Here is a 25316-nt window from a genome sequence, read left to right on the forward strand (position 1 = left end):
GAGTGAACCATGCACGACCACGAGATCCTCCGACAGCTGCGCGACGCGCTCGGCGACGCGGTCCTGACCGAGGGCCCCGGGTTCGAGGCCGTGCACACCGACAAGTCGGGCTTCTCCGCACCGGGTCGCGCGCTCGCGCTCGTCGCTGCCCGCTCGGTCGAGGACGTGCAGGCGGCGCTGCGCATAGCGACGGAGCACCGGCTCCCGGTCGTGCCGCGCGGAGCGGGAACGGGCCTCGCTGCCGGGGGAGTGGCGAGCGAGGGAGCGCTCGTCCTCTCGACCGCCGCCATGGACCGCATCCTCGAGGTGTCGCTCGAGGACGAGCTGGCGGTGGTCGAGCCCGGGGTCATCAACCAGGCGCTGTCGGACGCCGTCGCTCCGCACGGCCTCGTCTTCTCGCCCGACCCCGCGAGCCGCGCGATCTCGAGCATCGGCGGCAACATCGCGACGAACGCCGGGGGGCTGCTGTGCGCCAAGTACGGCGTGACCCGCGAGGCGGTGCTCGGGTTGACGGTCGTCCTCCCCGACGGACGCCTGCTCCGCACCGGCCGCCGCAGCGTGAAGGGAGTCACCGGGTACGACCTCACCGCGCTCCTGACCGGCTCCGAGGGGACGCTGGGCGTCATCGTGGAGGCCACCGTGAAGCTCCGCCCGATCCCGACCGGGCGCGTGGTCACGGTCGGCGCGTACTTCCCGAGCGTCGTCGCCGCGGCCGCCGCCTCCGCTGCGATCACCGCCGCGCGGCTCCGTCCCGCGGTGATGGAGCTGATGGACGAGGCGGCGCTCGCCGCGATCTCGCGCTACACCGGAGCGATGCTGGACCGCGGTGCCGCCTACCTCCTCGTCCAGACGGACGGCGGAGGAGCGGCGGAGGAGTCGCAGCGCGTCCTCGAGATCGTGACCGCCTCCGGGGGCGCCGCCGAGGCGACCGAGGACCCGGCCGAGGGCGAGGCTCTGCTGGCCGTCCGCCGGGCCTTCCACCCGGCGCTCGAGGCGGAGGGCCGCGTGCTGATCGAGGACGTCTGCGTGCCCCGCTCCGCGCTGCCGGCGATGTTCGCGGCGATCCGCGGCATCGAGGAGCGGACGGGGCTCAGCATCCCCACCGTCGCCCACGCGGGGGACGGGAACCTCCACCCGAACTTCGTGCTGCCCGCGGGGGACGGACCCGTGGGGGAGGACGTCTGGGACGCCGCCGCGGAGCTCTTCCGCACGGCCCTGGCCCTCGGCGGCACGCTCACGGGCGAGCACGGCGTGGGACTGCTCAAGCAGCGCTGGCTGGCGGAGGAACTGGGCGAGGACTCGCTGGCGCTCCAGCGCGGGATCAAGGCCGTGTTCGACCCGCTGGGGATCATGAACCCGGGGAAGGTCTTCTGAGGAGGGCGCCCCGGGCTACCGCAGCTCGGCCGTGATCATCGAGGCGGTGAGCACGATCGTCGCCGCGGACATGAGCCAGTAGAGGACCGTCTCGCGCCAGGACCCGGAGGAGCCCAGGACGGGCAGCGCGGCGTAGCCTCCGGTGGTCCAGACGTGGCGCAGCGGTGTCCGGCGCAGGCGCCGCGGCAGGCGCACGCGCAGCGGCCACAGCCAGTTGATCCCGCCGGTCGTGAGGGCGTCGCCGGCCACGTGCACGAGGTAGCCCAGCGTCGCGGCGACCCGGAGCCACGCCCAGGTGCCGTCGGCGAGCGCGACGAGCAGGACCGTGACGACCGTCGCCCCGGCCCAGGCGATGCGCCAGGAGGGGGCGGCCCGGACGGCCTTCGCGGCGAAGGCGAGGGCGGGCAGCGTGAGCACGGCGGCCACGGCGACGGGACCGACGACCGGCACCGGGAAGCGCAGCGCCGTGAGCACCGGCACCAGGTACCAGACGACGGCGACCGCGAGCAGCGAGTGCATCCCGTGCCGGTGCCCTCCGCTGATCCGGCCCGCGGTCGCGGTGAGCAGGGAGGCGGCCGGCGCCGAGCGGGAGACGGTCGCGCTCGCGTGGTCCGCGTCGGGCACCAGGGCCCAGCCGGCGGCGACTCCGAGGCCGACCAGTCGGAGGTCGAGCGGGAGACCCGCGAGGCCGAGGGGCCCGGCGACGGCGGGCACGGAGGCGGCGACGGCCCAGGCGAGCGCACCGGAGACGGCGTGCGAGCGGCCCATCATCGCGGGTCGGCTCCTTCGACTGGGCGCTGCGAGGCCGGAGGACGACCGCGGCGGGACGAGAGAACCCCCGGCCGAGTGCGTGAGCACGGACCGGGGGTGAGGGTGGGCGATACCGGACTCGAACCGATGACCTCTTCCGTGTGAAGGAAGCGCGCTACCAACTGCGCCAATCGCCCAGGGGGACGTGCTGGACGACCCGAGAGACGATCGTAGCGGATCCGCGGGGCCCGGATGCACCGCCGACGCCCGCCACGCCCGGGTGAACGGACGGCGACGAGCCGGTTTCGCGCGGAAAGACGCGGATCGGACTCCGAGCGGCGGGATCGGCGTCCGCTCGATTTGGATTCCGGCGCCGCTGTCGTATACATTCTTCTAGGTCGAGCCGGGCAGCGAAAGCGCCGGACAGACAGCAAGACAGCACGACACGCAAGACGGCAACACCAGTACGACCTACATGCGGATGTGGCGCAGCGGTAGCGCATCACCTTGCCAAGGTGAGGGTCGCGAGTTCGAATCTCGTCATCCGCTCGAACACCGGTCCTCGGACCGGCGTCATCGGGACGGCACCCTCGGGTGCCTCCCACCTGGTCGGCCCTCGGGCCGCCGACACCGAATCCCGTACACGGTGGATTGGCCGAGAGGCGAGGCAGCGGCCTGCAAAGCCGTATACACGGGTTCGAATCCCGTATCCACCTCGATCGTTCACCGAACGAGGCGCTCCGCGCGGAGCAACGGGCGATTGGCGCAGCGGTAGCGCGCTTCCCTGACACGGAAGAGGTCACTGGTTCGATCCCAGTATCGCCCACCACGAGAACCCCCGGCCCCTGGCCGGGGGTTCTGTCGTTCCCGGCTCCGGCGCTACCCTCGCAGGATGCCCGCCCCGATCCCCGTCGACGACCAGGGCACCCTCCTGCGGCTCGTCTCGCGGGACGACGGACCGGCCCTCGCCGCCGCGTACCGGCGCAACCGCCGGCACCTCGCGCCCTGGGAGCCGACGCGCTCGACCCGCTTCTTCGAGGCGGGGGGCCAGACCGACGCCGTCGCGGACGCGCTCGCCGCGCACCGGGCCGGCAGCGTCCTCCCGCTCGTCCTCGACGCGGGCGGCGTGATCGTCGGTCGGCTGACTCTCGCGAACATCGTCCGCGGCGCCTTCGACAGCGGCGATCTCGGCTACTGGCTCGACAGCGGTCTGCAGGGCCGCGGCGTGATGACCCGCGCGGTCGGAGCCGTCCTGCGCACCGCGCGTGAGGATCTGGGGCTGCACCGCGTGCAGGCCGGGACGCTCCTCCACAACGTCGGATCGCAGACCGTGCTGCAGCGCAACGGCTTCGAGCGGATCGGCGTCGCGCGGCGCTACCTGCGGATCGCCGGGGAGTGGCAGGACCACGTCCTCTTCCAGGCGCTGCTCGAGGGCGGCCCGCTCCAGCCTCCGCCGACTCCGCTCGTCTAGGGTGAGCGGCGCCGGCCTTCTCCCGGCGCTCCGAGCGGGAGGGACGCGCCCATGACCACGCGGCACATCGGCGGACGAGAGTTCGACTTCGAGCGGCAGGTGGCCGTGATGGCGGTCGTGAACCGCACGCCCGACTCCTTCTACGACAAGGGCTCCACCTTCGCCCTGGACAGCGCCATCGCGGCCGCCGTGCGCGCCGCGGAGCTCGGCGCCGACTGGGTCGACATCGGCGGAGTGCCGTTCGGCCGCGGCCCCGCCGTCACGCTCCAGGAGGAGCTCGACCGGGTGGTCCCCGTCGTGGCGGGCATCGCGGAGCGGAGCGACGTGGTCGTCTCGGTGGACACGACGAGCGCCGAGGTGGCGCGCGCGAGCATCGCCGCGGGCGCCTCCGTCGTCAACGACACGAGCGGGCTGCACGACCCCCGGATGCTCGAGGTCGTCGCCTCCTCCTCCGCCCAGCTCGTCATCACCCACAGCGTGGGCGCTCCCCGCAGCGAGCCGGAGAGACCCGAGTACGACGACGTCGTGGCGACCGTGGTCGACCACTTGCGGAGCCGCGTCGATCGCGCGCTCTCGGGTGGAGTGCCTGCCGGGAGGATCATCGTCGATCCGGGTCACGACCTGAACAAGAACACCCTGCACACGCTCGAGCTCACCCGCCGGCTGGGCGAGGTGGCCGCGCTCGGCTTCCCGGTGCTCGCCGCGGTGTCCAACAAGGACTTCATCGGCGAGGCGCTGGACCGGCCGCAGGGGGAGCGCCTCGAGGGCTCCCTCGCCGCCGCGGTGATCTGCATCCTGAACGGTGCGCGGATCGTGCGCATGCACGACGTGCGCCAGGCGGTGGACGCCGTGCGGATGACGGAGGCGGTGCTGGGCTGGCGAGCGCCCGTCTTCCTCCGCCACAACGTGGAGCCGGCGGCGTGAGCGCCCGCATCGACGGCCTGTCGCCGGCCGGGCAGGACCTGTCCGAGGAGGCTCTGCTGGCCCTCTACGCGGACGGGGCGGGCGAGCAGTGGCTCCGGGTCAACTTCGTCGCGAGCGTCGACGGAGCGGTCACCCGCGACGGCGTCTCGGGCGATCTCGGGGGCGCGGCGGACCTGCGCGTGTTCGACCTGCTCCGCCGGCTCGCCGACGTCGTGCTCGTCGCGGCCGGCACGGTGCGGACCGAGGGCTACGGTCCGATGGTGCTGAGCGACGAGTCCGTGCGAGCCCGGCTCGGCACCGGGCTCGCCCCGCAGCCCGTCTTCGCGATCGTCTCGGGGTCGCTCGACCTCGATCCCGCCTCGCGGATCTTCACCGAGGCGCCGGTGCGCCCGATCGTCGTGACCACCGGCTCCTCGCCGGCCCGCCGCCGCGCGGAGCTCGCCGAGGTCGCCGACGTGCTCGTCTGCGGCGACGCAGAGCTCGACGCGACGCGGATGCGGGCGCAGCTCGCGGAGCGGGGGCTCGGCAGGATCCACTGCGAGGGCGGTCCGTCGCTGCTCGGGACCCTCCTCGCCGCGGACGCCGTCGACGAGCTCTGCCTGACCGTCGCTCCGACGCTCGAGGCGGGGGACTCCGGGAGGCTCGCCCGCGGCGACGTCCCCGGACCGCGCCCGCAGCACCTGGCGCACGTGCTCAGCGCCGGCGACACGCTGCTCCTGCGCTACCTCCGCCGGCGCTGACCCGCCCTACTCGCGGCGCCGCTCGTTCCCGTCGCGCTTGGCCTCGGAGGCCGGACGGGCGGCGATCACGGGGTGGGCGCCGGTGAAGCCGTCACGGGCGGACGCGATCGCCAGGATGCGCGGCTTCGCGACGTGCCAGCCCACGATCAGGGCGGGCACGCCGACCACCGCGACGATCCCCACGGTCCAGGTGCCGGTCGGGAAGTCGACGGCGATGAGGACCACCACGATCACCAGGAACGCCAGGGTGAGCCACGAGGTCACCGGGGCGCCGGGCATCCGGAAGGACGGGCGCTCCAGGCGCCCCTGGGCCGCCCAGCGCTGCAGCTGCATCTGGCAGAGGACGATCATGCCCCAGCCCGTGACGATGCCCAGCGCCGAGACGTTGAGGACGATCTCGAAGGCCTCGGACGGCACGAAGAGGTTCAGCACGATCCCGATCAGGGTGATGCTCGCCGTGAGCAGGATGCCGCCGTAGGGGACGCCCTGCTTGTTCATCCGGCCGGTGAAGGCGGGGGCGGAGCCGTTGAGCGCCATGGAGCGGAGGATGCGGCCGGTCGAGTAGAGCCCGGCGTTGATGCTGGAGAGCGCGGCCGTCAGCACGACGAAGTTCATGATCGATCCGGCGATCTCGCCCGAGGAGCCGTCGCCCAGCGAGCTGAAGAACGTGACGAACGGGCTCTCGCCCTTCGAGTAGGCCGTGTAGGGCAGCAGCAGCGTCAGCAGCAGCACCGAGCCGACGTAGAAGACGGCGATGCGCAGGATGACCGAGTTGATGGCGCGCGGGATGACCTTCGCCGGCTCCGCGGTCTCGCCCGCCGCCGTGCCGACAAGCTCGACTCCGGAGTAGGCGAACACCACGCCCTGGACGACCAGGACGCTGGCGACCAGGCCGCCGGGCAGGATGCCGCCGTTGTCGTTCCAGAGGCTGATCCCGGGGTCCACGGCGACGCCGCCGGACTGCAGCGGCCAGCCCGCGGCGAGCACGACGACGCCGATCACCAGGAAGACCACCAGCGCCGTGACCTTGATGAGCGCGAACCAGAACTCCAGCTCCCCGAAGACCTTGACCGAGACGAGATTGAGCGAGAGCACGACGACCAGGGCGATGAGTGCGAGGAGCCACTGGGGCACGGAGGAGAAGAGCGACCAGTACTTCACGTAGAGGGCCACCGCGGTGACGTCGGCGATCGCGGTCATCGCCCAGTTCAGGAAGTACATCCATCCGGCGACGAAGGCGGCCTTCTCGCCCAGGAACTCGCGGGCGTAGGAGATGAAGGAGCCCGAGCTCGGCCGGTGCAGGACCAGCTCGCCGAGCGCGCGGAGGATCAGGTAGGCGAAGACACCGCAGACCGCGTACACGACGACGAGCGAGGGACCGGCGGTGGCGAGTCGGCCGCCCGCGCCGAGGAAGAGGCCGGTGCCGATCGCGCCGCCGATGGCGATCATCTGCAGCTGCCGGGGCTTGAGCCCGGGACGGTAGCCCTCCTGCTCCTTCGAGAAGTCGGGCTGCACGGGCCCGCGGTCGTCGTCGCTCTGCGTCACGGGGGCTCCCTCGTCACCGGATCGCGCCGGGCGGCTGCTCCGGCACGCCCGTCAGGGTAAGGGCGCGCTGCTCGGAGGAGGCGGGTGGCGCGGTCCGCGGCATGCGGATCCTCTCAGGATCGGGGCGCCTACCCTGAGGGCATGAGCGGTCCGGACCTCGCACGGCAGTCCTCGCTCGAGGGCGTCCGGATCCCGTCGCCGGCGAGGCGCCTGAACGGCGGCACCGATCCGGCGCTCGTCTGGCGCAACGAGCTCGACGGGCTGACCTTCCGCGTGGACGCCGGGTACCTGAAGTGGAATCCCCGGTCCACGGGCGTCGACCTCCGTCGCGAGATCGCGCGTCTGCGCTGGCTGGAGGGGCGGATCGACGCGCCCCGGATCCTGGAGGCGGGCGAGGACGAGGAGGGGCAGTGGCTCCTCACCGCACCGCTGCCCGGGCGGAGCGCCATCGATCCGAAGTGGACAGCCCGGCCGGAGGAGGCCGTCCGCGCGATCGCGGCCGGCCTGCGGGCGGTCCACGCGCTCCCCGTCGACGCGGTGCCCGAAGAGCTGCGCGGCGACTCCTGGTTCGCGCGCCGGCCGTCGGCGCTCGGCGCGGCTCCGGAGCTCGTGGACCCCGTCGTGGTGCACGGCGACGCGTGCGCTCCGAACACGCTCGTCGACGACGACGGACGCTGGAGCGGCACGGTCGACGTCGGCGACCTGGGCGTGGGCGACCGCTGGGCGGATCTGGCGGTCGCCGCGGTCAGCCTCGGCTGGAACTACGGCCCCGGCCACACCCCGCTGCTCCTCGCGGAGTACGGAGCGGATCCGGACGACGAGCGCGCGGCCTACTACCGCGCGCTCTGGTCGGCCGAGTCCTGAGTCACTTCTTCTTCGCGGCCTCGTCGTCCTGGGCCGCGCCCTCGTCGCTGCGGTTCTCGCTCGCCAGGCGCAGCCAGCGCCCGTCGCGGACGTCCTTCTCGTGCACGGCCGCCTTCTTGTCGCTCGCGGCGGTGTCGCGCGGGGGGAGCTGGATGGTCTCCTCCGCCTCGATGCCCGCCTGCAGCTCGCGTCCGCGCTCGAGCTCGGCGTCGAACTCCGCGCCGAAGAGCAGGGCGATGTTGGTGATCCAGATCCAGAGGAGGAAGACGATCACGGCGCCGAGCGAGCCGTAGGTCTTGTTGTAGTTGGAGAAGTTGGCCACGTAGAACGCGAAGCCGGTCGAGGCGATCAGCCAGATCGCCAGGGCGACGATCGATCCGATGCTGATCCAGCGGAACTTCGGCTGGCGGATGTTGGGCGCCCAGTAGTACAGGATCGCGACGATCACGATCGCGATGACCACGAGCACCGGCCATTTCGCGATGTTCCACACGGTGAGGGCGGCGGGCCCGAGGCCCACGACGTCGCCGACGGCGGTCGCGACCGGTCCGCTGAGCACCAGGATGAGCGCCGCGATCACGATCAGGACGACCGTCACCACGGTCACGCCGAGCATCGTCGGGCGGAGCTTCCAGAAGGGGCGCCCCTCGTCGATCTGGTAGACGCGGTTCATCGCGCGGCCGAAGGCGCCGACGTAGCCGGAGGCGGACCAGATCGCTCCGACGACACCGGTCACGAAGGCGAGACCCGCGGCGGAGGAGCTGGTCAGCGCCTGGATCGGGTCGCGCAGCAGGTCGACGACCTCGCTCGACGCGAGGTTCCCGATCAGGTCGAGCACCAGATCGGTGGTGGCCTGCGCCTGGCCGAAGAGCCCCAGCACCGACACGATCGCGAGCAGGGCGGGGAAGAGCGCGAGCACGGCGTAGTAGGTGAGCGCGGCGGCGAGGTCGGTGCACTGGTCCGCGCCGAACTCGCGGGCCGTCTTCTTGAGGACGTAGAACCAGGAGCGCTTGGTGATGTCGGTGACGTCGTCGGGCTTCCGGGAATCGTCGGGATCGGGCGCTGTCTTCTCGCGGGTCGTGCTCTGCTCGGCCATGCGGACACGCTACGGGGCCGACAGTCGTCGGACGGCCCCCTTGACGGCGCGGCCGGTCGTGTCGCGGGTCAGGCCCGGCGCTGGCGCGCGGCGGCGAGGGTGCCGAAGAGGAGGAAGGAGCAGGTCGCGGCGAGGACGGTCAGCAGGGGAGCCTCCCAGCCGCCGCTCGCGTCGTGCGCGAAGCCGATGACGGTCGGGGCGGTGGCGGCCACGGCGTAGCCGATCCCCTGCACCGTGGCCGAGAGCCGCGACGCGTGGGCGTCGGAGCGGGAGAGCCGCACGACGAGCACGAAGACCACCGTGAATCCTCCGCCCTGGGCCGCGCCGCCCAGCACGCACCAGAGCGCCCAGAGCTGCGGGGCGAGCAGCAGCCCCGCCGGCACCGTGCACCAGAGGAGGCCGACGAGCACGATGCTCCCCAGCGGTCCGAGCCTGCGGACCAGGAGCGGGACGCCGAGGGCGCCGGCGACCGCGGCGAGCTGGAACACCGAGGCGCTCGCGCCCGCGGTCGCGATCGAGAAGCCGTTGCGGTCGACGAGCAGCGAGGGGAGCCACGCCGTCACTCCGTAGTACGAGAACGCCTGGCTCGAGAAGCAGAGCGCGAGCGCCAGCACGGTCGCGCTGCGGAAGATCCGCGGAGCCGGTGCGGCCGGTGCGCGGTCGGCGCGGGACGGGCGGGGAGTCGGACGCAGGGCCGCCCGAGGCCCCACGGCCACGAGCCAGCCGGCCAGAGCGAGGGCGTTGAGGGCGAGCCAGACGAGCAGGGCGCCGCGCCAGCCGAGGGTTAGAGCGAGCGGAGCGGTGCCGAGCGAGGTGATCGTCGAGCCGATGTTGAGGGCCGCGGTGTAGACGCCCGTCGTGAGGTCGACGCGCTCGGGAGCGACGTCCCGCCGGATCACGACGGGGAGGACGACGTTGCCGATCGTGATGGAGACGCCGATCAGGATGGTGCCCGCCACGGCCGGTCCCACGTCGCCGATCGATCGGACGATCGTGCCGAGCGCGACGCCGATCACCGTGACGGTCACGGCGGCGTCGGGTCCCGCGCGGCGGATCACCAGGAGGGCGAGCGGAGTCGCCAGGGCGAAGCAGAGCACGGGGATGCTGGTGAGGATCCCCGCCTGGCCCGCGGACAGCGCGAGGTCCTCGCGCACCGCGTCGATGATGGGCGCGACGGCGACGATCGGACCGCGCAGGACCAGCGCGACCAGGGCGACCGCCACGACGAGGAGCCAGGGAGCGCTCCGGCGCGCGGTCATCGGGGCGTCGAGGGCCGCGGCACCCCGGTCAGCCGGCCAGGCCGGGGACCCCGGCCGAGAGGTTGCCGACGATGGTGAAGACGCCCGACACCAGACCGAGGATCCCGGTGACGAGTCCGGCCGTCGCGAGCCCGCGACCGCCTCCGACGAGCGGTGCGGCCGCCCGGCCCTTCGCCGAGAAGACGATGGCGAGGATCGAGGGGATCAGCAGCGGATTGATCAGCAGGCTCAGGACGCCGAGCACGAGGCTCGCGATCGCCATGGGGTTGCGGCCCGCCGCGGAGGACGGGGCGGACGGATAGGCGTACAGCTCCTGCTCCGGAGCGCCCGGGGGCGTGCCGTAGGCGGGAGCGGGCGCCGAGGAGGACGGACGGGACCGGTCCGTCCACGCCGCGCCGTCCCAGTAGAGCTCCGAGCCGAGGTCGGCCGGGTGCGGGTACCACCCGGGCGCGGGCAGCGGAGCGGAGTCGTCGGGCATGGGGCGAGTCTAGAGCGGCGCCGATCAGCTCTTGGGCTGCTCGATGCCGAGCGCGTTCCCGTCGGGATCGAGGATCCAGGACGCCCAGACGCTGCCGCGGTCGGCCACGCCGTTCTCGGTGCGCAGCTCGTCGCTGTCGTAGTCCTCCGGAGCCACGCCCCGAGCCGCCAGCGCGTCCAGCTCGGCGCGCAGGTCGGCCACCCGCCAGGCGGCCTTGGTCTGCTCGTCCTTCGAGCCCGTGGTGCTGGCGGTGACGGTGAGCCGCGTGCCGCCGCAGGAGTAGGCGATCGCCGACTCGCTCTCCTCGAGGACCTCCAGTCCCAGGGAGCCGGCGTAGAAGGCGCGGGAGGCGGCGAGGTCGCGGGAGAGCAGAACGGGGCCGATGGGGGAGTCGGAGAGCACGGTGAGTCCTTTCGTCGGTGGGCCTCCAGTCGACGCCCGCTGCGGCCCGGCGCGGAAGGGGTTGCCACCGGGCCGGCCGGAGGGAGCTGGCGCGGCAGAATGGCCTCGGCCGTGCCCGCCGCGCGGCCGGGAGGAGCCCTCATGAGCTGGACCATCGACGAGGTGGCGTGGACCCACCCGGACGCCGAGCGTCTGCGCGACGCGCAGCGGTGCGAGCTCGACGAGCGCTACGGCAACGACGACCACGAGCCCGGCACGCCGCCCTCGGCCGACGACGTGCCCGTCTTCCTCGTCGCCCGCGACGCGAGCGGCACGGCGGTGGCCTGCGGCGGACTGCGGCCTCTCGACGACGACGTCCTCGGACCGGGGGCGATCGAGGTGAAGCGGATGTTCGCCGACCGCGCCGCCCGCGGCACCGGAGCGGCCACGGCCGTCCTGCGCGCGCTCGAGGCGCGGGCGGCCGCTCTGGGCACGACGCGCCTGGTGCTGGAGACCGGGACGCTCCAGCCCGACGCGATGCGGTTCTACCTCCGGGAGGGCTACCACGCCATCCCGCCGTTCGGCGCCTACATCGGGTCCGAGCACTCGGTCTGCTACGCCCGCGATCTCGCTCCCGGCGCCTGAGCGTCAGCGGCGCAGGGTCTCCACCGGGTACTCGCCGAAGCGGCGGTGGTACGCCCCCGAGAAGCGGCCCTGGTTGAGGAAGCCCCAGCGCGCGGAGACGGCGCGCACGGTCTCCTCGCCCGGAGCGCCCTCGCGCAGCTCGACGCGCGCCCGGTCGAGACGCACGCCGCGCAGGTAGCCGAGCGGAGTGTCGCCGAAGTGCCTCCGGAACGCGGCCTGCAGCGCCCGCGGAGTGAGCCCCGCCGCTGTCGCGATGTCGGACACGGTGACGGGCGACGCGGCGAACGCGTGCAGGAACTCGGCGGCACGCAGCAGGTGCTCGAGCCCCGGCCGCAGCACCTGCGCCGGAACGACGACCGGCCGGTGCGCGAAGGTCGCGAGCAGGTGCAGAGCGATGCCGCGCTCGGCCGCCACGAGCTGCAGCGCTGTCGCCTCGCTCCCCGACCGGAGGACGCCCGCGAAGTCGTCGACCGCCCGCCACCAGCCCGGGAGTGCCGACGCGGAGGCGATCGAGCGGTGGTCGAAGACGAGCGGCAGCGGCACGCCGTCGCCGGCCTCGGACGCGACCTGCTCGAGGAGGCCGGCGGCCACGTGCACGAGCCGCTGCTGGAAGTCGCGGCTGACGAACTCGAACGGACGCGCGCTGGGGAACACGACCGGCCGCCCCGGCAGGTGGACGATCCGATCGCCCTCCGGGTCCACCACGCTCGTGCCGGAGAGGAACCACGAGACGACGTACTCGCCCGCCGGACGCAGCCCCCCGGACACGGAGCCCCGGAAAACAGACGTCCGCAGGCTCACGCCCTCGCTCCCGGAGACGTCGTAGCGGAAGGAGAAGGGCCGCTCGACCGGTTCCGTCCGGAATCCCGACCCGCCGTAGCCGTCCGAGTAGAAGCGCCGCGCCTCCTCCAGGTCGGCCCCGGAGCGCGTGAAGCGCTGCAGCGCAGGACCGGCACCCATCGGACCAGGATGCCACCTGGACGGATTGCGCACCGGTCGCCCCCGCGCCCCTCTCCGGGGCACGTCCTGTCGGCAGGGTGACGGGGTCGGACGACACGGACGGAGACGCATGGAGATCAGCGCACGCAGACTCGCGGCACGCGACGCGGTGGCCGTCGTCGCCGTGCTCGCCGCACTCGAGGGGGCGCTCGCCGTGGACTCCCTGCCGCCCGGCCTGGAGGAGGTCCTCCTGCACCAGCTCGAGCGCAGCTCGCTCGTGCTCCCCGGCGCCGACCGGGACGAGCTCGCCTCCGCTCTGCGCGCGCTCGGCGTCCGCGTGCTCGACGCGCTCGGGTAGAGGCCGCCGCCGACTACAGTCGAGGGGTCAACCGAGCCCGAGGAGTGCCCGCACGTGTCGAACGAACCGTCGAATCCCGCAGAGAACGAGTCCCACTCGGTCGTCACCGAGGCGGGCACGGGATTCACGCACTTCACCGACCGGGCCGTGGTCGCGATCCGCGTCAACGGGGAGCTCAAGGACCTCGCCGCCGACGTCGTGCCGGGCGACCGCATCGAGCCGGTGCTCATCTCCTCGCCGGACGGGCTGAACATCCTCCGCCACTCCGCGGCCCACGTGCTCGCACAGGCGGTGCAGCAGATCAACCCGGAGGCGAAGCTGGGCATCGGCCCGCCCGTCACCGACGGCTTCTACTACGACTTCGACGTCGAGGAGCCCTTCACGCCCGAGGCGATGAAGGCGCTCGAGAAGGCGATGGACCGCATCGTCCGCCAGGGCCAGCGGTTCGTGCGCCGCGTCGTCTCCGAGGAGGAGGCGCGCGCCGAGCTCGCCGGCGAGCCCTACAAGCTCGAGCTGATCGGGATCAAGGGCGGGGGAGCCGAGGACGAGAGCGTCGAGGTCGGCGGCGCCGAGCTCACCATCTACGACAACGTCGACCCGCGTTCCGGCGAGACGGTCTGGAAGGACCTCTGCCGCGGCCCGCACCTGCCCAACACCCGCATGATCGGCAACGGCTACGCCCTGACCCGCAACGCTGCCGCCTACTGGCGCGGCTCGGAGAAGAACCCGCAGCTGCAGCGCGTCTACGGCACCGCGTGGCCCACGAAGGACGAGCTGCGCGAGCACCAGGCCCGCCTCGAGGAGGCGGCGCGCCGCGACCACCGCAAGCTCGGCCACGAGCTCGACCTGTTCTCCTTCCCGGACGAGATCGGCTCCGGCCTCGCGGTCTTCCACCCCAAGGGCGGGATCATCCGCTACGAGATCGAGCAGTACATGCGCGAGCAGCTGCTCGCCCACGACTACGAGCTCGTCTACACGCCGCACATCACCAAGGGCGACCTGTTCCTCACGAGCGGGCACCTGCAGTGGTACTCCGAGGGGATGTTCCCCCCGATGCACCTCGACGAGCTGCAGGACGAGGACGGCAACGTCACCCGCCAGGGCCAGGACTACTACCTCAAGCCCATGAACTGCCCGTTCCACAACCTGATCTTCCGCTCGCGCGGCCGCAGCTACCGCGAGCTCCCGCTGCGCCTGGCCGAGTTCGGCACCGTGTACCGCTACGAGAAGAGCGGCACCCTGCAGGGCCTCACCCGCGTGCGCGGCCTGACCCAGGACGACGCCCACATCTACGTCGCGCAGGAGGACGTGTCGGCCGAGCTGACCCGCAACCTCGAGTTCGTGCTGCAGGTGCTGCGCGACTACGGCCTCGACGACTTCTACCTCGAGCTGTCCACGAACGAGGAGGGCAACCCGAAGTTCGTCGGTGCGCCCGAGCAGTGGGAGGAGGCGATCGAGTCGCTGCGCGCGGTCGCCGTCGCCTCCGGTCTCGAGCTGGTTCCGGATCCGGGAGGAGCGGCTTTCTACGGTCCGAAGATCTCGGTGCAGGCGCGCGACGCCATCGGCCGCACCTGGCAGATGTCGACCATCCAGCTCGACTTCAACCAGCCCGAGCGCTTCGAGCTCGAGTACACGGCCTCGGACGGCTCGAAGAAGCGGCCCGTGATGATCCACCGCGCGCTCTTCGGCTCCATCGAGCGCTTCTTCGCGATCCTCACCGAGCACTACGCCGGGGCGTTCCCGGTCTGGCTGTCGCCGGTCCAGGTCGTGGGCATCCCGATCGCCGACGAGTACCTGCCCTACCTCGAGGAGGTCGTCGGCGAGCTCAAGAGGTCGGGCATCCGCGCCGAGATCGACTACTCCAGCGACCGGATGCAGAAGAAGATCCGCAACGCCACGCTGCAGAAGGTGCCCTTCCAGATGATCGTGGGGGAGAAGGACCGCGACGCCGGAGCCGTCAGCTTCCGCTTCCGCGACGGCACGCAGGAGAACGGGATCCCGGTCGCCGACGCCGTCGCGCGCATCCGCGAGGCCGTCGCCTCGAAGGCGCAGGTCTGAGCGTGAGCGACGGCTGCGTGCCCGAGGGAGCGGAGGGCTCGGCGCACCTCGCCGGGGTTCCCGACGAGTTCCAGCGCCTGTGGACGCCGCACCGGATGGTCTACATCCAGAAGGGGCAGCCCGGAGCCGACGACTGCCCCTTCTGCGTGGCGCCGACGCTGAGCGACGAGGAGGCCCTCATCGTCGCCCGCGGGGAGCACGCCTACGTCCTGCTGAACCTGTTCCCGTACAACTCCGGCCACCTCCTGGTCTGCCCGTACCGGCACATCCCGCTCTACGACGAGGCCACTCCCGAGGAAGTGGCCGAGATCGGAGCGCTCACGCAGACGGCCATGCGCGTCGTCCGCTCGGTCTCGAACAACGACGGCTTCAACCTCGGGATGAACCAGGGCGCGGTCGCGGGAGCGGGGATCGCCGCGCACCTGCACCAGCACGTGGTTCCGCGCTGGGCGACCGACGCGAACTTCTTCCCGATCATCGCCCGCACGAAGGCGCTCCCGCAGCTGCTCGGCGACGTGCGGGCGAGCCTCGCGGCGGCCTGGCCGAGCCTCTAGACCGCCGCCCGGCCCCCTGTCCAGCGCCGCGGACGGCGGGCGCCGTCTCGTAGACTCGGAGCTGCCGTCGGCGGAAGTCGCCGCACAGAACAGGACTCGCGAACATGACCGACACCACCACTCCGTCCTCGTCCGCTCCCGAGCAGTTCGGCTCCAGCCGCGTCAAGCGCGGTCTCGCCGAGATGCTCAAGGGCGGCGTCATCATGGACGTCGTCGACGCCGATCAGGCCCGCATCGCGGAGGACGCCGGCGCGGTCGCCGTCATGGCGCTCGAGCGCGTCCCCGCCGACATCCGCTCGCAGGGCGGCGTCGCACGCATGAGCGACCCCGACCTGATCGACGGCATCGTCTCCGCCGTGTCGATCCCCGTCATGGCGAAGGCGCGCATCGGCCACTTCGTCGAGGCGCAGATCCTGCAGGAGCTCGGCGTCGACTACATCGACGAGTCCGAGGTCCTCTCGCCCGCCGACTACGTGAACCACATCGACAAGTGGAACTTCACCGTCCCCTTCGTCTGCGGAGCGACCAACCTGGGCGAGGCGCTGCGCCGCATCACCGAGGGCGCAGCGATGATCCGCTCGAAGGGCGAGGCCGGCACCGGCGACGTCTCCGAGGCGACCAAGCACATCCGCACGATCTCCGGCGAGGTCAACCGCCTGAAGGCGATGACCAAGGACGAGCTCTACGTCGCCGCCAAGGAGCTGCAGGCCCCCTACGACCTGGTCGTCGAGATCGCCCGGACCGGCAAGCTCCCCGTCGTCCTCTTCACCGCCGGCGGGGTCGCGACCCCGGCCGACGCGGCGCTGATGATGCAGCTGGGCGCCGACGGCGTGTTCGTCGGCTCCGGCGTCTTCAAGTCGGGCGAGCCCGCCAAGCGCGCGGCCGCGATCGTGAAGGCGACCACCTTCTTCGACGACGCGAAGGTCGTCGCGGAGGCCTCGCGCGGCCTGGGCGAGGCGATGGTCGGCATCAACGTGGCCGACGTGCCCGCGCCGCACCGCCTCGCCGAGCGTGGCTGGTAGCGCCGACGCGCCGCTCGCCGGCGCAGGATCGACGCGGGAGTCCCTCGAGGGGCTCCGCGTCGGGGTCCTCGCGCTGCAGGGCGACTTCCGCGAGCACGCGCACGTCCTGCGCGAGCTGGGCGCCGAGGTGGTGCTGGTGCGACGCCCGGAGGAGCTCGCCACCGTCGCGGGGCTGGTCATCCCGGGCGGCGAGTCCACGGTGATGGACAAGCTGTCGCGCCTCTTCGGCCTCGCGGAGCCGGTCGTCGAGGCGATCAGTGCGGGGATGCCCGTCTACGGGACCTGCGCCGGGCTGATCATGCTCGCCGACCGGGTCCTCGACCGCATCGACGGCCAGAGCAGCTTCGGCGGCCTGGACGTGTCGGTCCGGAGGAACGCGTTCGGCAACCAGCTCGACTCCTTCGAGACCGATCTCGACGTGCCGGCCATCGGCGATCCGCCGGTGCACGCGGTCTTCATCCGCGCACCGGTCGTGGAGGAGCTGGGCGAGCGGGCGACCGCGCTCGCCAGTGTCGCCGACGGGCGGGTGGTCGCGGTCGAGCAGGGCAACCTCCTCGGGACGGCGTTCCATCCCGAGATCACCGGCGACTACCGGTTCCACGAGCTGTTCCTGCGGAAGGTCGCGGCGACGCGCTTCGGCGACTGACCCGCTGCCGTCCCCTCCGCCAGGGGTGGACGGTGCGGGACCCGCGGGCCAGGGTGGTCGCATGCCCGAACTCCCCGAGGTCCAGGCCCTCGCCCTCGATCTCGACGCGCGCCTGGGCGGACGCGTCCTCGAGCGGCTCGACGTGTTCGCGATCTCCGCGCTCAAGACCGTCGCCATCCCGCCGTCGGCTCTGTCCGGCGAGACCGTCCACGGAGTATCGCGGCACGGCAAGTTCCTCGACATCGCAGTCGGCGAAGCCCACGTCCTCCTGCACCTCGCCCGCGCCGGCTGGGTCCGCTGGCGGCCCGAGCGGCCGACGGCGCCGGCGAAGCCCGGCCGGGGACCGCTCGCCGCGCGGCTCGTCCTCGACGACGGGTCGGGGTTCGACGTGACGGAGGCCGGCACCAAGAAGAGCCTCGCGCTCTCGATCGTCGCCGATCCGCTCGACGTCCCGGGCGTCGCCCGGCTGGGTCCCGATCCGCTGGACCCGGAGTTCACCGAGGAGATCCTCGGCGCGATCCTCGCCACGGCGGGCAGGGCGCAGGTGAAGGGCGTCCTCCGCGACCAGTCCCGCATCGCCGGCATCGGCAACGCCTACTCCGACGAGATCCTCCACGTGGCGCGCATGTCGCCCTTCAAGCCCGCCGCGCTCACCGCCGACGAGCTGGACCGCCTCTACGCGGCCCTCCGCTACACACTCGAGGAGGCGCTCGCCCGCGCCGAGGGCCTGCACGCGGCCGACCTCAAGCGCGAGAAGAAGCTCGGCATGCGCGTCCACGGCCGCACAGGAGAGGCGTGCCCCGTCTGCGGCGACACGATCCGCCAGGTGGTCTTCCACGACTCCACGCTCCAGTACTGCCCCACCTGCCAGACCGACGGCAGGATCCTCGCCGACCGGCTGCTGTCGCGGCTGATCAAATAGCGAGCCGGTCCCTGCCCGGCTCGCCGCGGTCGGCTTCCGGAGATGGCGGGGCGGGTGGAGCGGGGCGCGTCCGCCTACAGCGATCCGCTGGCACGCGGACCACTGGTTCGGCTGTGCTTGTGGCGAGCCGGTCCCTGCCCGGCTCGCCGCGGTCGGCTCTCGGGGGTGGCTGGGTGGGTGGAGCGGGTCGCGTCCGCCTAGCGCGATCCGCTGGGACGCGGATCGTGCGTTCGGCGGTGCTTGTGGGAGCCGGTCCCTGCCCGGCTCGCCGCGGTCGGCTCTCGGAGTTGGCGGGGCGGGTGGAGCGGGTCGCGTCCGCCTACAGCGATCCGCTGGCACGCGGATCACTGGTTCGGCGGTGCGGGGGCTGCCGAGACGGCGGCTCGTCTCCGGCGAGGAGGGTGTGGAAGTCTCGGTGCTCGGGCCGAGACCGGCGCGGACCGGCTCTCGAATAGACTGGCCCCTGCCATCAGCGGCGCCCTCGGGGGCCGCACGCAACGAGATTTCCGAGGGAGCACCGTGTCCGGGCATTCCAAGTGGGCCACGACCAAGCACCAGAAGGCGATCAAGGACTCGCGCCGCGCGAAGTCCTTCGCCAAGCTGATCAAGAACATCGAGGTGGCCGCCAAGATCGGCGGCGCCGACCTCTCCGGCAACCCGACGCTCGTCGACGCCGTGCAGAAGGCGAAGAAGACCTCGGTGCCGAACGACAACATCGACCGCGCGATCAAGCGCGGCGCCGGCCTCACCGGCGAGGTCATCGACTACACGACGATCATGTACGAGGCCTACGGCCCCAACGGCATCGCCCTGCTCGTCGAGTGCCTCACCGACAACAAGAACCGCGCCGCGGCGGACGTCCGCACCGCGATGACCCGCAACGGCGGCACCATGGCCGACCCGGGCAGCGTCGCCTACAACTTCGCACGCAAGGGCGTCATCTCCGTGCCCCACGGAGAGAGCGTCACCGAGGACGACGTGCTCGGCGCGGTCCTCGACTTCGGCGTCGACGACGTGCTCGACCACGGCGAGAGCTTCGAGGTCCGCGTCGAGCCGAGCGAGCTCGTCCCGGCCCGCTCGGCCCTGCAGGAGGCGGGCATCGACTACGACTCCGCCGACATCGAGTTCGTCGCCTCCCTCCAGGTCGAGGCCGACGCCGAGACGGCTCGCAAGGTCTTCCGCCTGATCGACGCGCTCGAGGACTCGGACGACGTGCAGAACGTCTACACCAACCTCGACATCACGGCAGAGGTGCGCGCCGAGCTCGAGAACGAGGAGTGACGCGGTGAGCCCGGCCCGATCCTGGAGGGCGGCCTGATGCGCGTCCTCGGGATCGACCCCGGGCTCACCCGCTGCGGCGTCGGCATCGTCGACGTCTCGCGCGACCGCCGCGCGACCCTCGTGCACGTGACGGTCCTCCGGACACCGCCCGACGACGCGCTGGAGCGCCGCCTGCTGGCCCTGGGCGACGGGCTCGAGGCGCTGCTCGACGAGCACCGCCCCGACGCCGTCGCGATCGAGCGGGTCTTCGCGCAGAACAACGTCAGCACCGTGATGGGCATCGCGCAGATCAGCGGCGTAGCCCTCGTCGCGGCGGCCCGGCGCGGGCTCCCGGTCGGGATGCACACGCCGAGCGAGGTGAAGGCCGCCGTCACCGGCTACGGAGCCGCGGACAAGCGCCAGGTCACCGCGATGATCCAGCGCGTCCTCCGGCTCGACGCCCCGCCGCGGCCGGCCGACGCGGCCGACGCCCTCGCCCTGGCCGTCTGCCACGCCTGGCGGGCGCCTCTCGCGCGGTCCTCCGGGTCGGCGGGAGCCGGTGCCGACGGAGCGGCGGGCGGCACAGCAGCGCAGCGGGCGTGGCGCGCCGCCGAGGCCGCGAGTCGAACGCCTGTTCGAGCATCTAGACTGACGCGGTGATCTCCTCCCTCCGCGGCACCGTCCTCTCCGCCCGCGGGAGTCTCGCCGTCCTCGACGTCCACGGCGTCGGCTACGCGGTGAACGTGACCCCGCAGCACGCGCTCGAGATGCGCGTCGGCGACGAGACCACGGTCAGCACCGTGCTCGTCGTCCGCGAGGACTCGCTCACCCTCTACGGCTTCCCCGACGAGGAGCAGCTCGAGATCTTCGAGCTGCTGATCGGCGTGACCGGCGTCGGCCCGAAGTCCGCGCTCGGCGTGCTCGGCGCGGTCGAGCCGGACCGGATCGCGCAGGCGGTCGCCGACGAGGACGACGGGGTGTTCCGGAAGGTCAGCGGCATCGGCCCGAAGACGGCCAAGCTGATCATCCTGTCGCTCGCCGGCAAGGTGACCGTCCGTCCGCGCGCCGCCCGCGGCTCCGGTCCCGCCGCCACCGCCGCGCAGAACGTGCTCGCGGCGCTCGTCGGCCTGGGCTGGCCCGAGCGCACCGCGGCCGATGTGGTCGACGAGATCCTGCTCGACGCGCAGGCCTCCGACGCCGCGAACGTGCAGGCGCTGCTCCGGCTCGCCCTCGCCCGCCTCGGTCCGGCGGCCCGCTCGTGAGCGACGAGGTGCTGGGCGCCGCGGTCGCATCGGAGGCCGAGGTCGCCTTCGAGGGCGCCCTGCGGCCCAGGAACCTCAGCGAGTTCGTCGGCCAGCGCAAGGTGCGCGGCCAGCTCGAGCTGCTGCTCAAGGCCGCGGCCATGCAGGGCCGGACCCCCGACCACATCCTCCTGGCGGGCCCGCCCGGTCTCGGCAAGACGACCCTCGCGATGATCGTGGCGGAGGAGAGCTCCTCGCCCCTGCGGCTCTCCAGCGGCCCCGCGATCCAGCACGCGGGCGACCTCGCCGCCGTCCTCTCCTCGCTGCTGCCCGGCGAGATCCTCTTCATCGACGAGATCCACCGCATGGCGCGCTCCGCGGAGGAGATGCTCTACCTCGCGATGGAGGACTTCCGGATCGACATCATGGTCGGCAAGGGGGCGGGAGCGACGTCCGTCCCGCTGGATCTCGCCCCGTTCACGCTCGTCGGCGCCACGACCCGCTCCGGCCTGCTGCCCAATCCGCTCCGCGACCGCTTCGGCTTCACCGCGCACCTCGAGTTCTACGCGGAGGACGAGCTGCGGCAGGTGCTCGCCCGGGCGGCACGGCTGCTCGAGCTCGACATCGACGCGGACGCGATCGCCGAGATCGCCGGCCGCTGCCGAGGCACCCCGCGCATCGCCAACCGCCTGCTCCGGCGGGTGCGGGACTTCGCCCTGGTCCACGGCGGACGGGCCGACGTGACCGCCGTCCGCGCGGCGCTGGAGCTCTACGACGTCGACGCGATCGGACTCGACCGGCTCGACCGCGCGGTGATGGAGATCGTGCTGACCCGCTTCGACGGCGGGCCGGTCGGCCTGAACACCCTCGCCGTGTCGGTGGGGGAGGAGGCGGAGACGGTCGAGGCCGTCGTCGAGCCGTTCCTCGTGCGGATCGGATTGCTGACCCGGACGCCGCGCGGCCGCGTGGCGACCCCCGCCGCCTACCGCCACTTCGGCATCGACCCCCGGGGGACGGCGGCTCAGCCGCCCCTGTTCCCCGATGATCTATGATTCTCTAGGCCCGACGGGCCGCTCGATCCGCTCCGCCTCGACCTGAGGCCGCGCGGCGGATCGCCCATCCACTCCGGAAGGCCCACCCATGGATCCGACGATCATCCTGCTCGTCCTGCTGCTCGCCGTGATGATCATCTTCATGTTCCGCAACAACAAGAAGCGCCAGCGCGACGCGGAGAGCATGAAGAACAACCTCCAGCCGGGGGTGGAGCTCATGACCGGCTCCGGCCTCTTCGGCACCGTCGTGTCGATCGACGACGAGGCGAACAAGATCGTCATCGAGTCGACCCCCGGCACGCTGCTGACCATCCACCGTCAGGCGATCGCCCGCCTCATCGACCCGAGCGAGAACGCCGTCGTCGTCGAGACCGAGGACGAGGCCGACCCGCTGACCGCGACCGGCTCGCCCGAGTTCGGCGAGCGCGACTCCGCGCACCGCGACCCGCTGGTGGACCCGGTCGAGCGCGACCGCCGCCCCGACGCGCAGTAGTCTCCTGGGCGGGCCGGGCGCATCGGCGCCCGCCCGCCCTTCTCCACGCCCGGGCGTCCCCGGGCCGATCACCGTCGACCGAAGAGAAAGCTGAGCCCTGGGTGGCCGCATCAACCCCCGTCCGGAAGGCCCGCCGCTCCCTGAGCTGGCTCGGTGTCCTGATCCTCGCTCTCGTCGGACTCAACACGGCGGCCGTCCTCTGGGGCGGCGGCTCCTGGACGCCGAAGCTCGCCCTCGACCTCGAGGGCGGCACGCAGATCGTCCTGCAGCCGCAGCTGAACGACGGCGACACCGTCTCGTCGGAGCAGCTGACGCAGGCCGTCTCGATCATCCGCCAGCGCATCGACGCGTCCGGCGTCTCCGAGGCCGAGATCACGACCCAGGGCTCGAGCAACATCGTCGTCTCGATCCCCGGCACGCCCGACGACGAGACGCTCCAGCGCATCGAGGCCTCGGCGAAGCTCGACTTCCGCCCGGTCCTCGTCGCGAGCCAGGCCACCAACAGCTCGGTCGGCGGCGACGCGACGTCCTCGCCCACGCCGACACCCGTCGACCCGTCGCTCTCGACGGAGCCGACCGCCTCGCCGACGAACGCGAGCGACCTCGCCTACCTCACGCCGGCGCTCGAGGCCCAGTACACCTCGTTCGACTGCGCGTACCTCAACGGCCAGGACCCGAACCTCGCCCCGGCCGACCAGCCGCTCATCACCTGCGACGACAGCGGGACGGTGAAGTACGTCCTCGGCCCGGTGGAGATCACCGGCGAGGACATCTCGGACGCCTCGAACGGCCTGATGACGACCTCCTCCGGTGCCAGCACCGGCACCTGGGCCGTCAACCTCTCGTTCGACGACCAGGGCACGCAGGCCTTCGGCGCCACGACCTCGCGCCTCGTGGCGCTGCAGGGTGCGCAGAACCAGTTCGCGATCGTCCTCGACGGCCGGGTCATCTCGGCCCCGTCGACGAACGCCGCCATCACGGACGGCAACGCGCAGATCTCGGGCTCCTTCACGCAGGAGTCGTCGAAGACGCTCGCCGACCAGCTCAAGTACGGCGCGCTGCCGATCGGCTTCCAGGTCCAGAGCTCGGACAGCATCTCGGCGACGCTCGGCTCCGCCCAGCTCGCCAGCGGCCTGCTCGCCGGCCTCATCGGCCTGATCCTCGTCATCGTCTACTCCATCGCGCAGTACCGCGTGCTCGGAGCCGTCACGATCGCCTCGCTGCTCGTCGCGGCGATCGTCACCTACCTCGTCGTCACGCTGCTGTCCTGGCGGGAGGGACTGCGCCTCTCGCTCGCAGGAGTCGCGGGTCTCATCGTCGCGATCGGCATCACGGCCGACTCGTTCATCGTGTACTTCGAGCGCATCCGCGACGAACTGCGCGACGGACGCGGCCTCGAGTCCGCCGTCGAGTCGGGCTGGCGGCGCGCGCTGCGCACGATCTTCGCGTCCGACATGGTGAACCTGCTCGCCGCGGTGGTCCTCTTCCTCCTCGCCGTCGGCAGTGTCCGCGGCTTCGCGCTCACCCTCGGGATCACGACGATCATCGACCTGATCGTGGTGGCGCTGTTCACCCACCCGATCCTGCAGCTGATGGCCACGAGACCGTTCTTCGCCGAGGGGCACAAGGCGTCGGGCCTGGATCCCCGGGCGCTCGGGGCCGTCTACCGCGGCCGTGCCGCCTTCCGTCCGCAGGACCAGGTGGTCGCCGGCAAGCGCGCCTCCGCGTCCCGTGAGGCGGCCAAGCGCCAGACCATCGCCGAGCGGAAGGCCGCCGAGGCGGCCGGCCTGCGCGACTCCAACGACTCGAACGGGAAGGACGCGTGATGGCCAGCTTCTCGCAGTTCGGAAACGACCTCTACACCGGTGCGCGATCGATCGACTTCGTCGGCCGGCGCCGCACGTGGTACCTCGTCTCACTCGCCCTGATCCTGATCACGCTGCTCGGTACGGTCGCCCGCGGCGGCTTCAACTTCGGCATCGAGTTCACCGGCGGCTCGCAGTTCACGGTGTCCTCGCCGTCGAGCCTCGAGCAGGCGACGGCGACGGATGCGGTGACCTCGGTCGCTCCGGAGACCGTGCCGCGCGTGTCCATCGTCGGCGACGACTCCATCCGCGTGCAGACCGGCCAGCTCTCGACCGACGAGTCGACCGCGGTGCGGAACGCCCTGTCGGAGGCGTACGACGTGCCCTCCGACCAGGTCGCCTCCTCCTTCATCGGAGCGGCGTGGGGCAACGACGTGACCCAGCAGGCCCTGCGCGGCCTGGTGATCTTCGTGGTCCTCGCGGCCCTGGCCATGTGGGCGTACTTCCGCACCTGGAAGATGTCGCTCGCGGCGATCGTCGCGCTCCTGCACGACCTCGTGATCGTGGCGGGCGTCTACGGCATCACCGGCACCGAGGTGTCGCCGGCGGCGGTGATCGGACTGCTGACGATCCTCGGCTACTCGCTCTACGACACGGTCGTGGTCTTCGACAAGATCCGCGAGAACACCGTGGAGGCGCTCGGCAGCACGACCCGCACCTTCTCCGAGACGGTGAACCTGGCCGAGAACCAGACTCTCGTGCGCTCCATCAACACCTCGATCGTCGCCGCCCTCCCGGTGGCCGCGATCCTCGTGATCGGTGCGTTCGTCCTCGGCGCGGGCACGCTCCGCGACATCTCGCTCGCCCTGCTGATCGGCATCATCGTCGGCACGTACTCGACGATCTTCGTCGCGGCGCCGCTGTACGCCCAGCTGCGCAGCCGGGAGCCCGAGATCTCCAAGCACGACAAGCGCGTGGAGTCGGCCCGGGCGAAGGCGACCGCGCCGGCCGCGCCGGCCGTGCAGGGCTGAGCCGTGGCCGACTACGCACAGGTCACGGCGGCCGACGCCGTCGGACTCGTCGAGCGCGACGAGGTCTGGCTGCTCGACGTCCGGGAGCCGCACGAGTGGGCGGCGGGGCATGCTCCGGCCGCCCACCACATCCCGATGGGGGAGATCGGCGCCCGGCAGGACGAGCTCCCGGCCGACACGGCGATCCTGGTGGTCTGCCACTCCGGAGTCCGCTCCGCGATGGTGACGCAGGCCCTCGACGGCGCCGGCTACGAGGTCGCCAACGTCGACGCCGGCATGACCGCCTGGGCCGCGGCGGGCGGCGACGTGGTCGACGGCGAGGGGCGCCCGGGACGCATCGGCTGACGCCGGCGCCGTCCGCCCCGGGCGGAACGGTCATCGGCGCCGTCCGCACGGGCGATAATGGGG

The 25316-nt window shown here is 72.3% G+C and carries 27 protein-coding genes and 4 tRNA genes; 23 read left to right on the forward strand and 8 right to left on the reverse strand.

What is annotated here, in order from left to right:
- Positions 1-9: 9 nt before the first annotated feature.
- A complete protein-coding gene (locus tag C5C50_RS08940; protein ID WP_104225351.1) occupies positions 10-1374 on the forward strand; it encodes an FAD-binding oxidoreductase in 1365 nt (454 codons plus the stop codon).
- 15 nt (positions 1375-1389) lie between these two features.
- On the opposite strand, the gene C5C50_RS08945 is transcribed toward C5C50_RS08940, so the two are convergent.
- On the reverse strand, positions 1390-2145 hold the full coding sequence (locus C5C50_RS08945; protein WP_104261617.1) for a metal-dependent hydrolase: 756 nt from the start codon (positions 2143-2145) through the stop codon (positions 1390-1392).
- Between the two features lie 103 nt (positions 2146-2248).
- Positions 2249-2321 (reverse strand) — tRNA-Val (locus C5C50_RS08950).
- 280 nt (positions 2322-2601) lie between these two features.
- Between C5C50_RS08950 and C5C50_RS08955 the strand changes: the two genes are divergently transcribed.
- From C5C50_RS08955 to C5C50_RS08980, 6 genes are all read left to right on the forward strand, one after another.
- A tRNA-Gly gene (locus tag C5C50_RS08955) sits at positions 2602-2673 on the forward strand.
- A 96-nt stretch (positions 2674-2769) separates the two neighbouring features.
- Positions 2770-2840, forward strand: a tRNA-Cys gene (locus C5C50_RS08960).
- A 38-nt stretch (positions 2841-2878) separates the two neighbouring features.
- A tRNA-Val gene (locus C5C50_RS08965) sits at positions 2879-2953 on the forward strand.
- 63 nt (positions 2954-3016) lie between these two features.
- Positions 3017-3595: a GNAT family N-acetyltransferase gene (locus C5C50_RS08970; protein ID WP_104225349.1), complete on the forward strand. Its 579-nt coding sequence runs from the start codon at positions 3017-3019 to the stop codon at positions 3593-3595.
- 51 nt (positions 3596-3646) lie between these two features.
- A complete protein-coding gene (gene folP / locus C5C50_RS08975; protein WP_104267382.1) occupies positions 3647-4519 on the forward strand; it encodes a dihydropteroate synthase in 873 nt (290 codons plus the stop codon).
- Positions 4516-5259 (forward strand): pyrimidine reductase family protein, encoded by a 744-nt coding sequence (locus C5C50_RS08980; RefSeq protein ID WP_104273291.1) that lies wholly within the window; start codon positions 4516-4518, stop codon positions 5257-5259. The genes folP and C5C50_RS08980 overlap by 4 nt, the downstream gene beginning before the upstream one ends.
- A gap of 6 nt (positions 5260-5265) precedes the next feature.
- On the opposite strand, the gene C5C50_RS08985 is transcribed toward C5C50_RS08980, so the two are convergent.
- Positions 5266-6804 (reverse strand): amino acid permease, encoded by a 1539-nt coding sequence (locus C5C50_RS08985; RefSeq protein WP_258067716.1) that lies wholly within the window; start codon positions 6802-6804, stop codon positions 5266-5268.
- Positions 6805-6945: 141 nt separating this feature from the next.
- Between C5C50_RS08985 and C5C50_RS08990 the strand changes: the two genes are divergently transcribed.
- Positions 6946-7668 carry an aminoglycoside 3'-phosphotransferase gene (locus tag C5C50_RS08990; protein WP_104269506.1) on the forward strand — a complete coding sequence of 241 codons (723 nt, stop codon included), beginning with the start codon at positions 6946-6948 and terminating at the stop codon, positions 7666-7668.
- A gap of 1 nt (position 7669) precedes the next feature.
- Here C5C50_RS08990 and C5C50_RS08995 read toward each other — a convergent pair whose 3' ends face one another.
- The 4 genes from C5C50_RS08995 to C5C50_RS16970 form a co-directional block, all read right to left on the reverse strand.
- Positions 7670-8764: a YihY/virulence factor BrkB family protein gene (locus C5C50_RS08995; RefSeq protein WP_104239455.1), complete on the reverse strand. Its 1095-nt coding sequence runs from the start codon at positions 8762-8764 to the stop codon at positions 7670-7672.
- Between the two features lie 68 nt (positions 8765-8832).
- Positions 8833-10023: a CynX/NimT family MFS transporter gene (locus tag C5C50_RS09000; RefSeq protein WP_104269504.1), complete on the reverse strand. Its 1191-nt coding sequence runs from the start codon at positions 10021-10023 to the stop codon at positions 8833-8835.
- 28 nt (positions 10024-10051) lie between these two features.
- Positions 10052-10501, reverse strand: a complete 450-nt coding sequence (locus C5C50_RS09005; RefSeq protein ID WP_104251081.1) for a DUF2510 domain-containing protein — start codon at positions 10499-10501, stop codon at positions 10052-10054.
- A 24-nt stretch (positions 10502-10525) separates the two neighbouring features.
- A complete protein-coding gene (locus tag C5C50_RS16970; RefSeq protein WP_104224632.1) occupies positions 10526-10903 on the reverse strand; it encodes a VOC family protein in 378 nt (125 codons plus the stop codon).
- A gap of 141 nt (positions 10904-11044) precedes the next feature.
- Here C5C50_RS16970 and C5C50_RS09015 point away from each other — a divergent pair, with 141 nt between their 5' ends.
- Positions 11045-11527: a GNAT family N-acetyltransferase gene (locus C5C50_RS09015; protein WP_104225442.1), complete on the forward strand. Its 483-nt coding sequence runs from the start codon at positions 11045-11047 to the stop codon at positions 11525-11527.
- 3 nt (positions 11528-11530) lie between these two features.
- Here C5C50_RS09015 and C5C50_RS09020 read toward each other — a convergent pair whose 3' ends face one another.
- Positions 11531-12487 (reverse strand): AraC family transcriptional regulator, encoded by a 957-nt coding sequence (locus C5C50_RS09020; protein WP_219814091.1) that lies wholly within the window; start codon positions 12485-12487, stop codon positions 11531-11533.
- A gap of 109 nt (positions 12488-12596) precedes the next feature.
- On the opposite strand from C5C50_RS09020, the gene C5C50_RS09025 reads away from it, so the two are divergent.
- From C5C50_RS09025 to C5C50_RS09090, 14 genes are all read left to right on the forward strand, one after another.
- Positions 12597-12824: a hypothetical protein gene (locus C5C50_RS09025; protein WP_104224631.1), complete on the forward strand. Its 228-nt coding sequence runs from the start codon at positions 12597-12599 to the stop codon at positions 12822-12824.
- A gap of 147 nt (positions 12825-12971) precedes the next feature.
- A complete protein-coding gene (gene thrS / locus C5C50_RS09030; protein WP_244230674.1) occupies positions 12972-14882 on the forward strand; it encodes a threonine--tRNA ligase in 1911 nt (636 codons plus the stop codon).
- Positions 14883-14884: 2 nt separating this feature from the next.
- On the forward strand, positions 14885-15436 hold the full coding sequence (locus tag C5C50_RS09035; protein ID WP_244230646.1) for an HIT domain-containing protein: 552 nt from the start codon (positions 14885-14887) through the stop codon (positions 15434-15436).
- 104 nt (positions 15437-15540) lie between these two features.
- On the forward strand, positions 15541-16458 hold the full coding sequence (gene pdxS, locus C5C50_RS09040; RefSeq protein ID WP_104224629.1) for a pyridoxal 5'-phosphate synthase lyase subunit PdxS: 918 nt from the start codon (positions 15541-15543) through the stop codon (positions 16456-16458).
- A gap of 73 nt (positions 16459-16531) precedes the next feature.
- Positions 16532-17104 (forward strand): pyridoxal 5'-phosphate synthase glutaminase subunit PdxT, encoded by a 573-nt coding sequence (pdxT, locus tag C5C50_RS09045; protein WP_244229657.1) that lies wholly within the window; start codon positions 16532-16534, stop codon positions 17102-17104.
- A 61-nt stretch (positions 17105-17165) separates the two neighbouring features.
- Complete coding sequence (locus C5C50_RS09050; protein WP_104267372.1) at positions 17166-18026, forward strand: Fpg/Nei family DNA glycosylase; 861 nt, start codon at positions 17166-17168, stop codon at positions 18024-18026.
- Between the two features lie 519 nt (positions 18027-18545).
- A complete protein-coding gene (locus C5C50_RS09055; protein WP_104224772.1) occupies positions 18546-19307 on the forward strand; it encodes a YebC/PmpR family DNA-binding transcriptional regulator in 762 nt (253 codons plus the stop codon).
- 36 nt (positions 19308-19343) lie between these two features.
- Entirely contained in the window at positions 19344-19946 is a 603-nt protein-coding gene (ruvC, locus tag C5C50_RS09060) for a crossover junction endodeoxyribonuclease RuvC (protein ID WP_104246771.1), read from the forward strand.
- Complete coding sequence (gene ruvA / locus C5C50_RS09065; protein WP_104225337.1) at positions 19943-20548, forward strand: Holliday junction branch migration protein RuvA; 606 nt, start codon at positions 19943-19945, stop codon at positions 20546-20548. Before ruvC ends, ruvA begins: the two co-directional genes overlap by 4 nt.
- Positions 20545-21579 (forward strand): Holliday junction branch migration DNA helicase RuvB, encoded by a 1035-nt coding sequence (ruvB, locus tag C5C50_RS09070; protein ID WP_104273292.1) that lies wholly within the window; start codon positions 20545-20547, stop codon positions 21577-21579. Before ruvA ends, ruvB begins: the two co-directional genes overlap by 4 nt.
- A gap of 88 nt (positions 21580-21667) precedes the next feature.
- Entirely contained in the window at positions 21668-22072 is a 405-nt protein-coding gene (gene yajC / locus C5C50_RS09075) for a preprotein translocase subunit YajC (protein WP_104233318.1), read from the forward strand.
- 101 nt (positions 22073-22173) lie between these two features.
- On the forward strand, positions 22174-23898 hold the full coding sequence (gene secD / locus C5C50_RS09080) for a protein translocase subunit SecD (RefSeq protein WP_104257328.1): 1725 nt from the start codon (positions 22174-22176) through the stop codon (positions 23896-23898).
- Positions 23898-24908 carry a protein translocase subunit SecF gene (gene secF / locus C5C50_RS09085; protein WP_104263525.1) on the forward strand — a complete coding sequence of 337 codons (1011 nt, stop codon included), beginning with the start codon at positions 23898-23900 and terminating at the stop codon, positions 24906-24908. Before secD ends, secF begins: the two co-directional genes overlap by 1 nt.
- Before the next feature lie 3 nt (positions 24909-24911).
- A complete protein-coding gene (locus tag C5C50_RS09090; RefSeq protein ID WP_104224765.1) occupies positions 24912-25253 on the forward strand; it encodes a rhodanese-like domain-containing protein in 342 nt (113 codons plus the stop codon).
- Positions 25254-25316: the final 63 nt, after the last annotated feature.

The sequence above is a fragment of the Rathayibacter sp. AY1D9 genome (genome assembly GCF_002932395.1).
In the GTDB taxonomy this organism is placed as follows: domain Bacteria; phylum Actinomycetota; class Actinomycetes; order Actinomycetales; family Microbacteriaceae; genus Rathayibacter.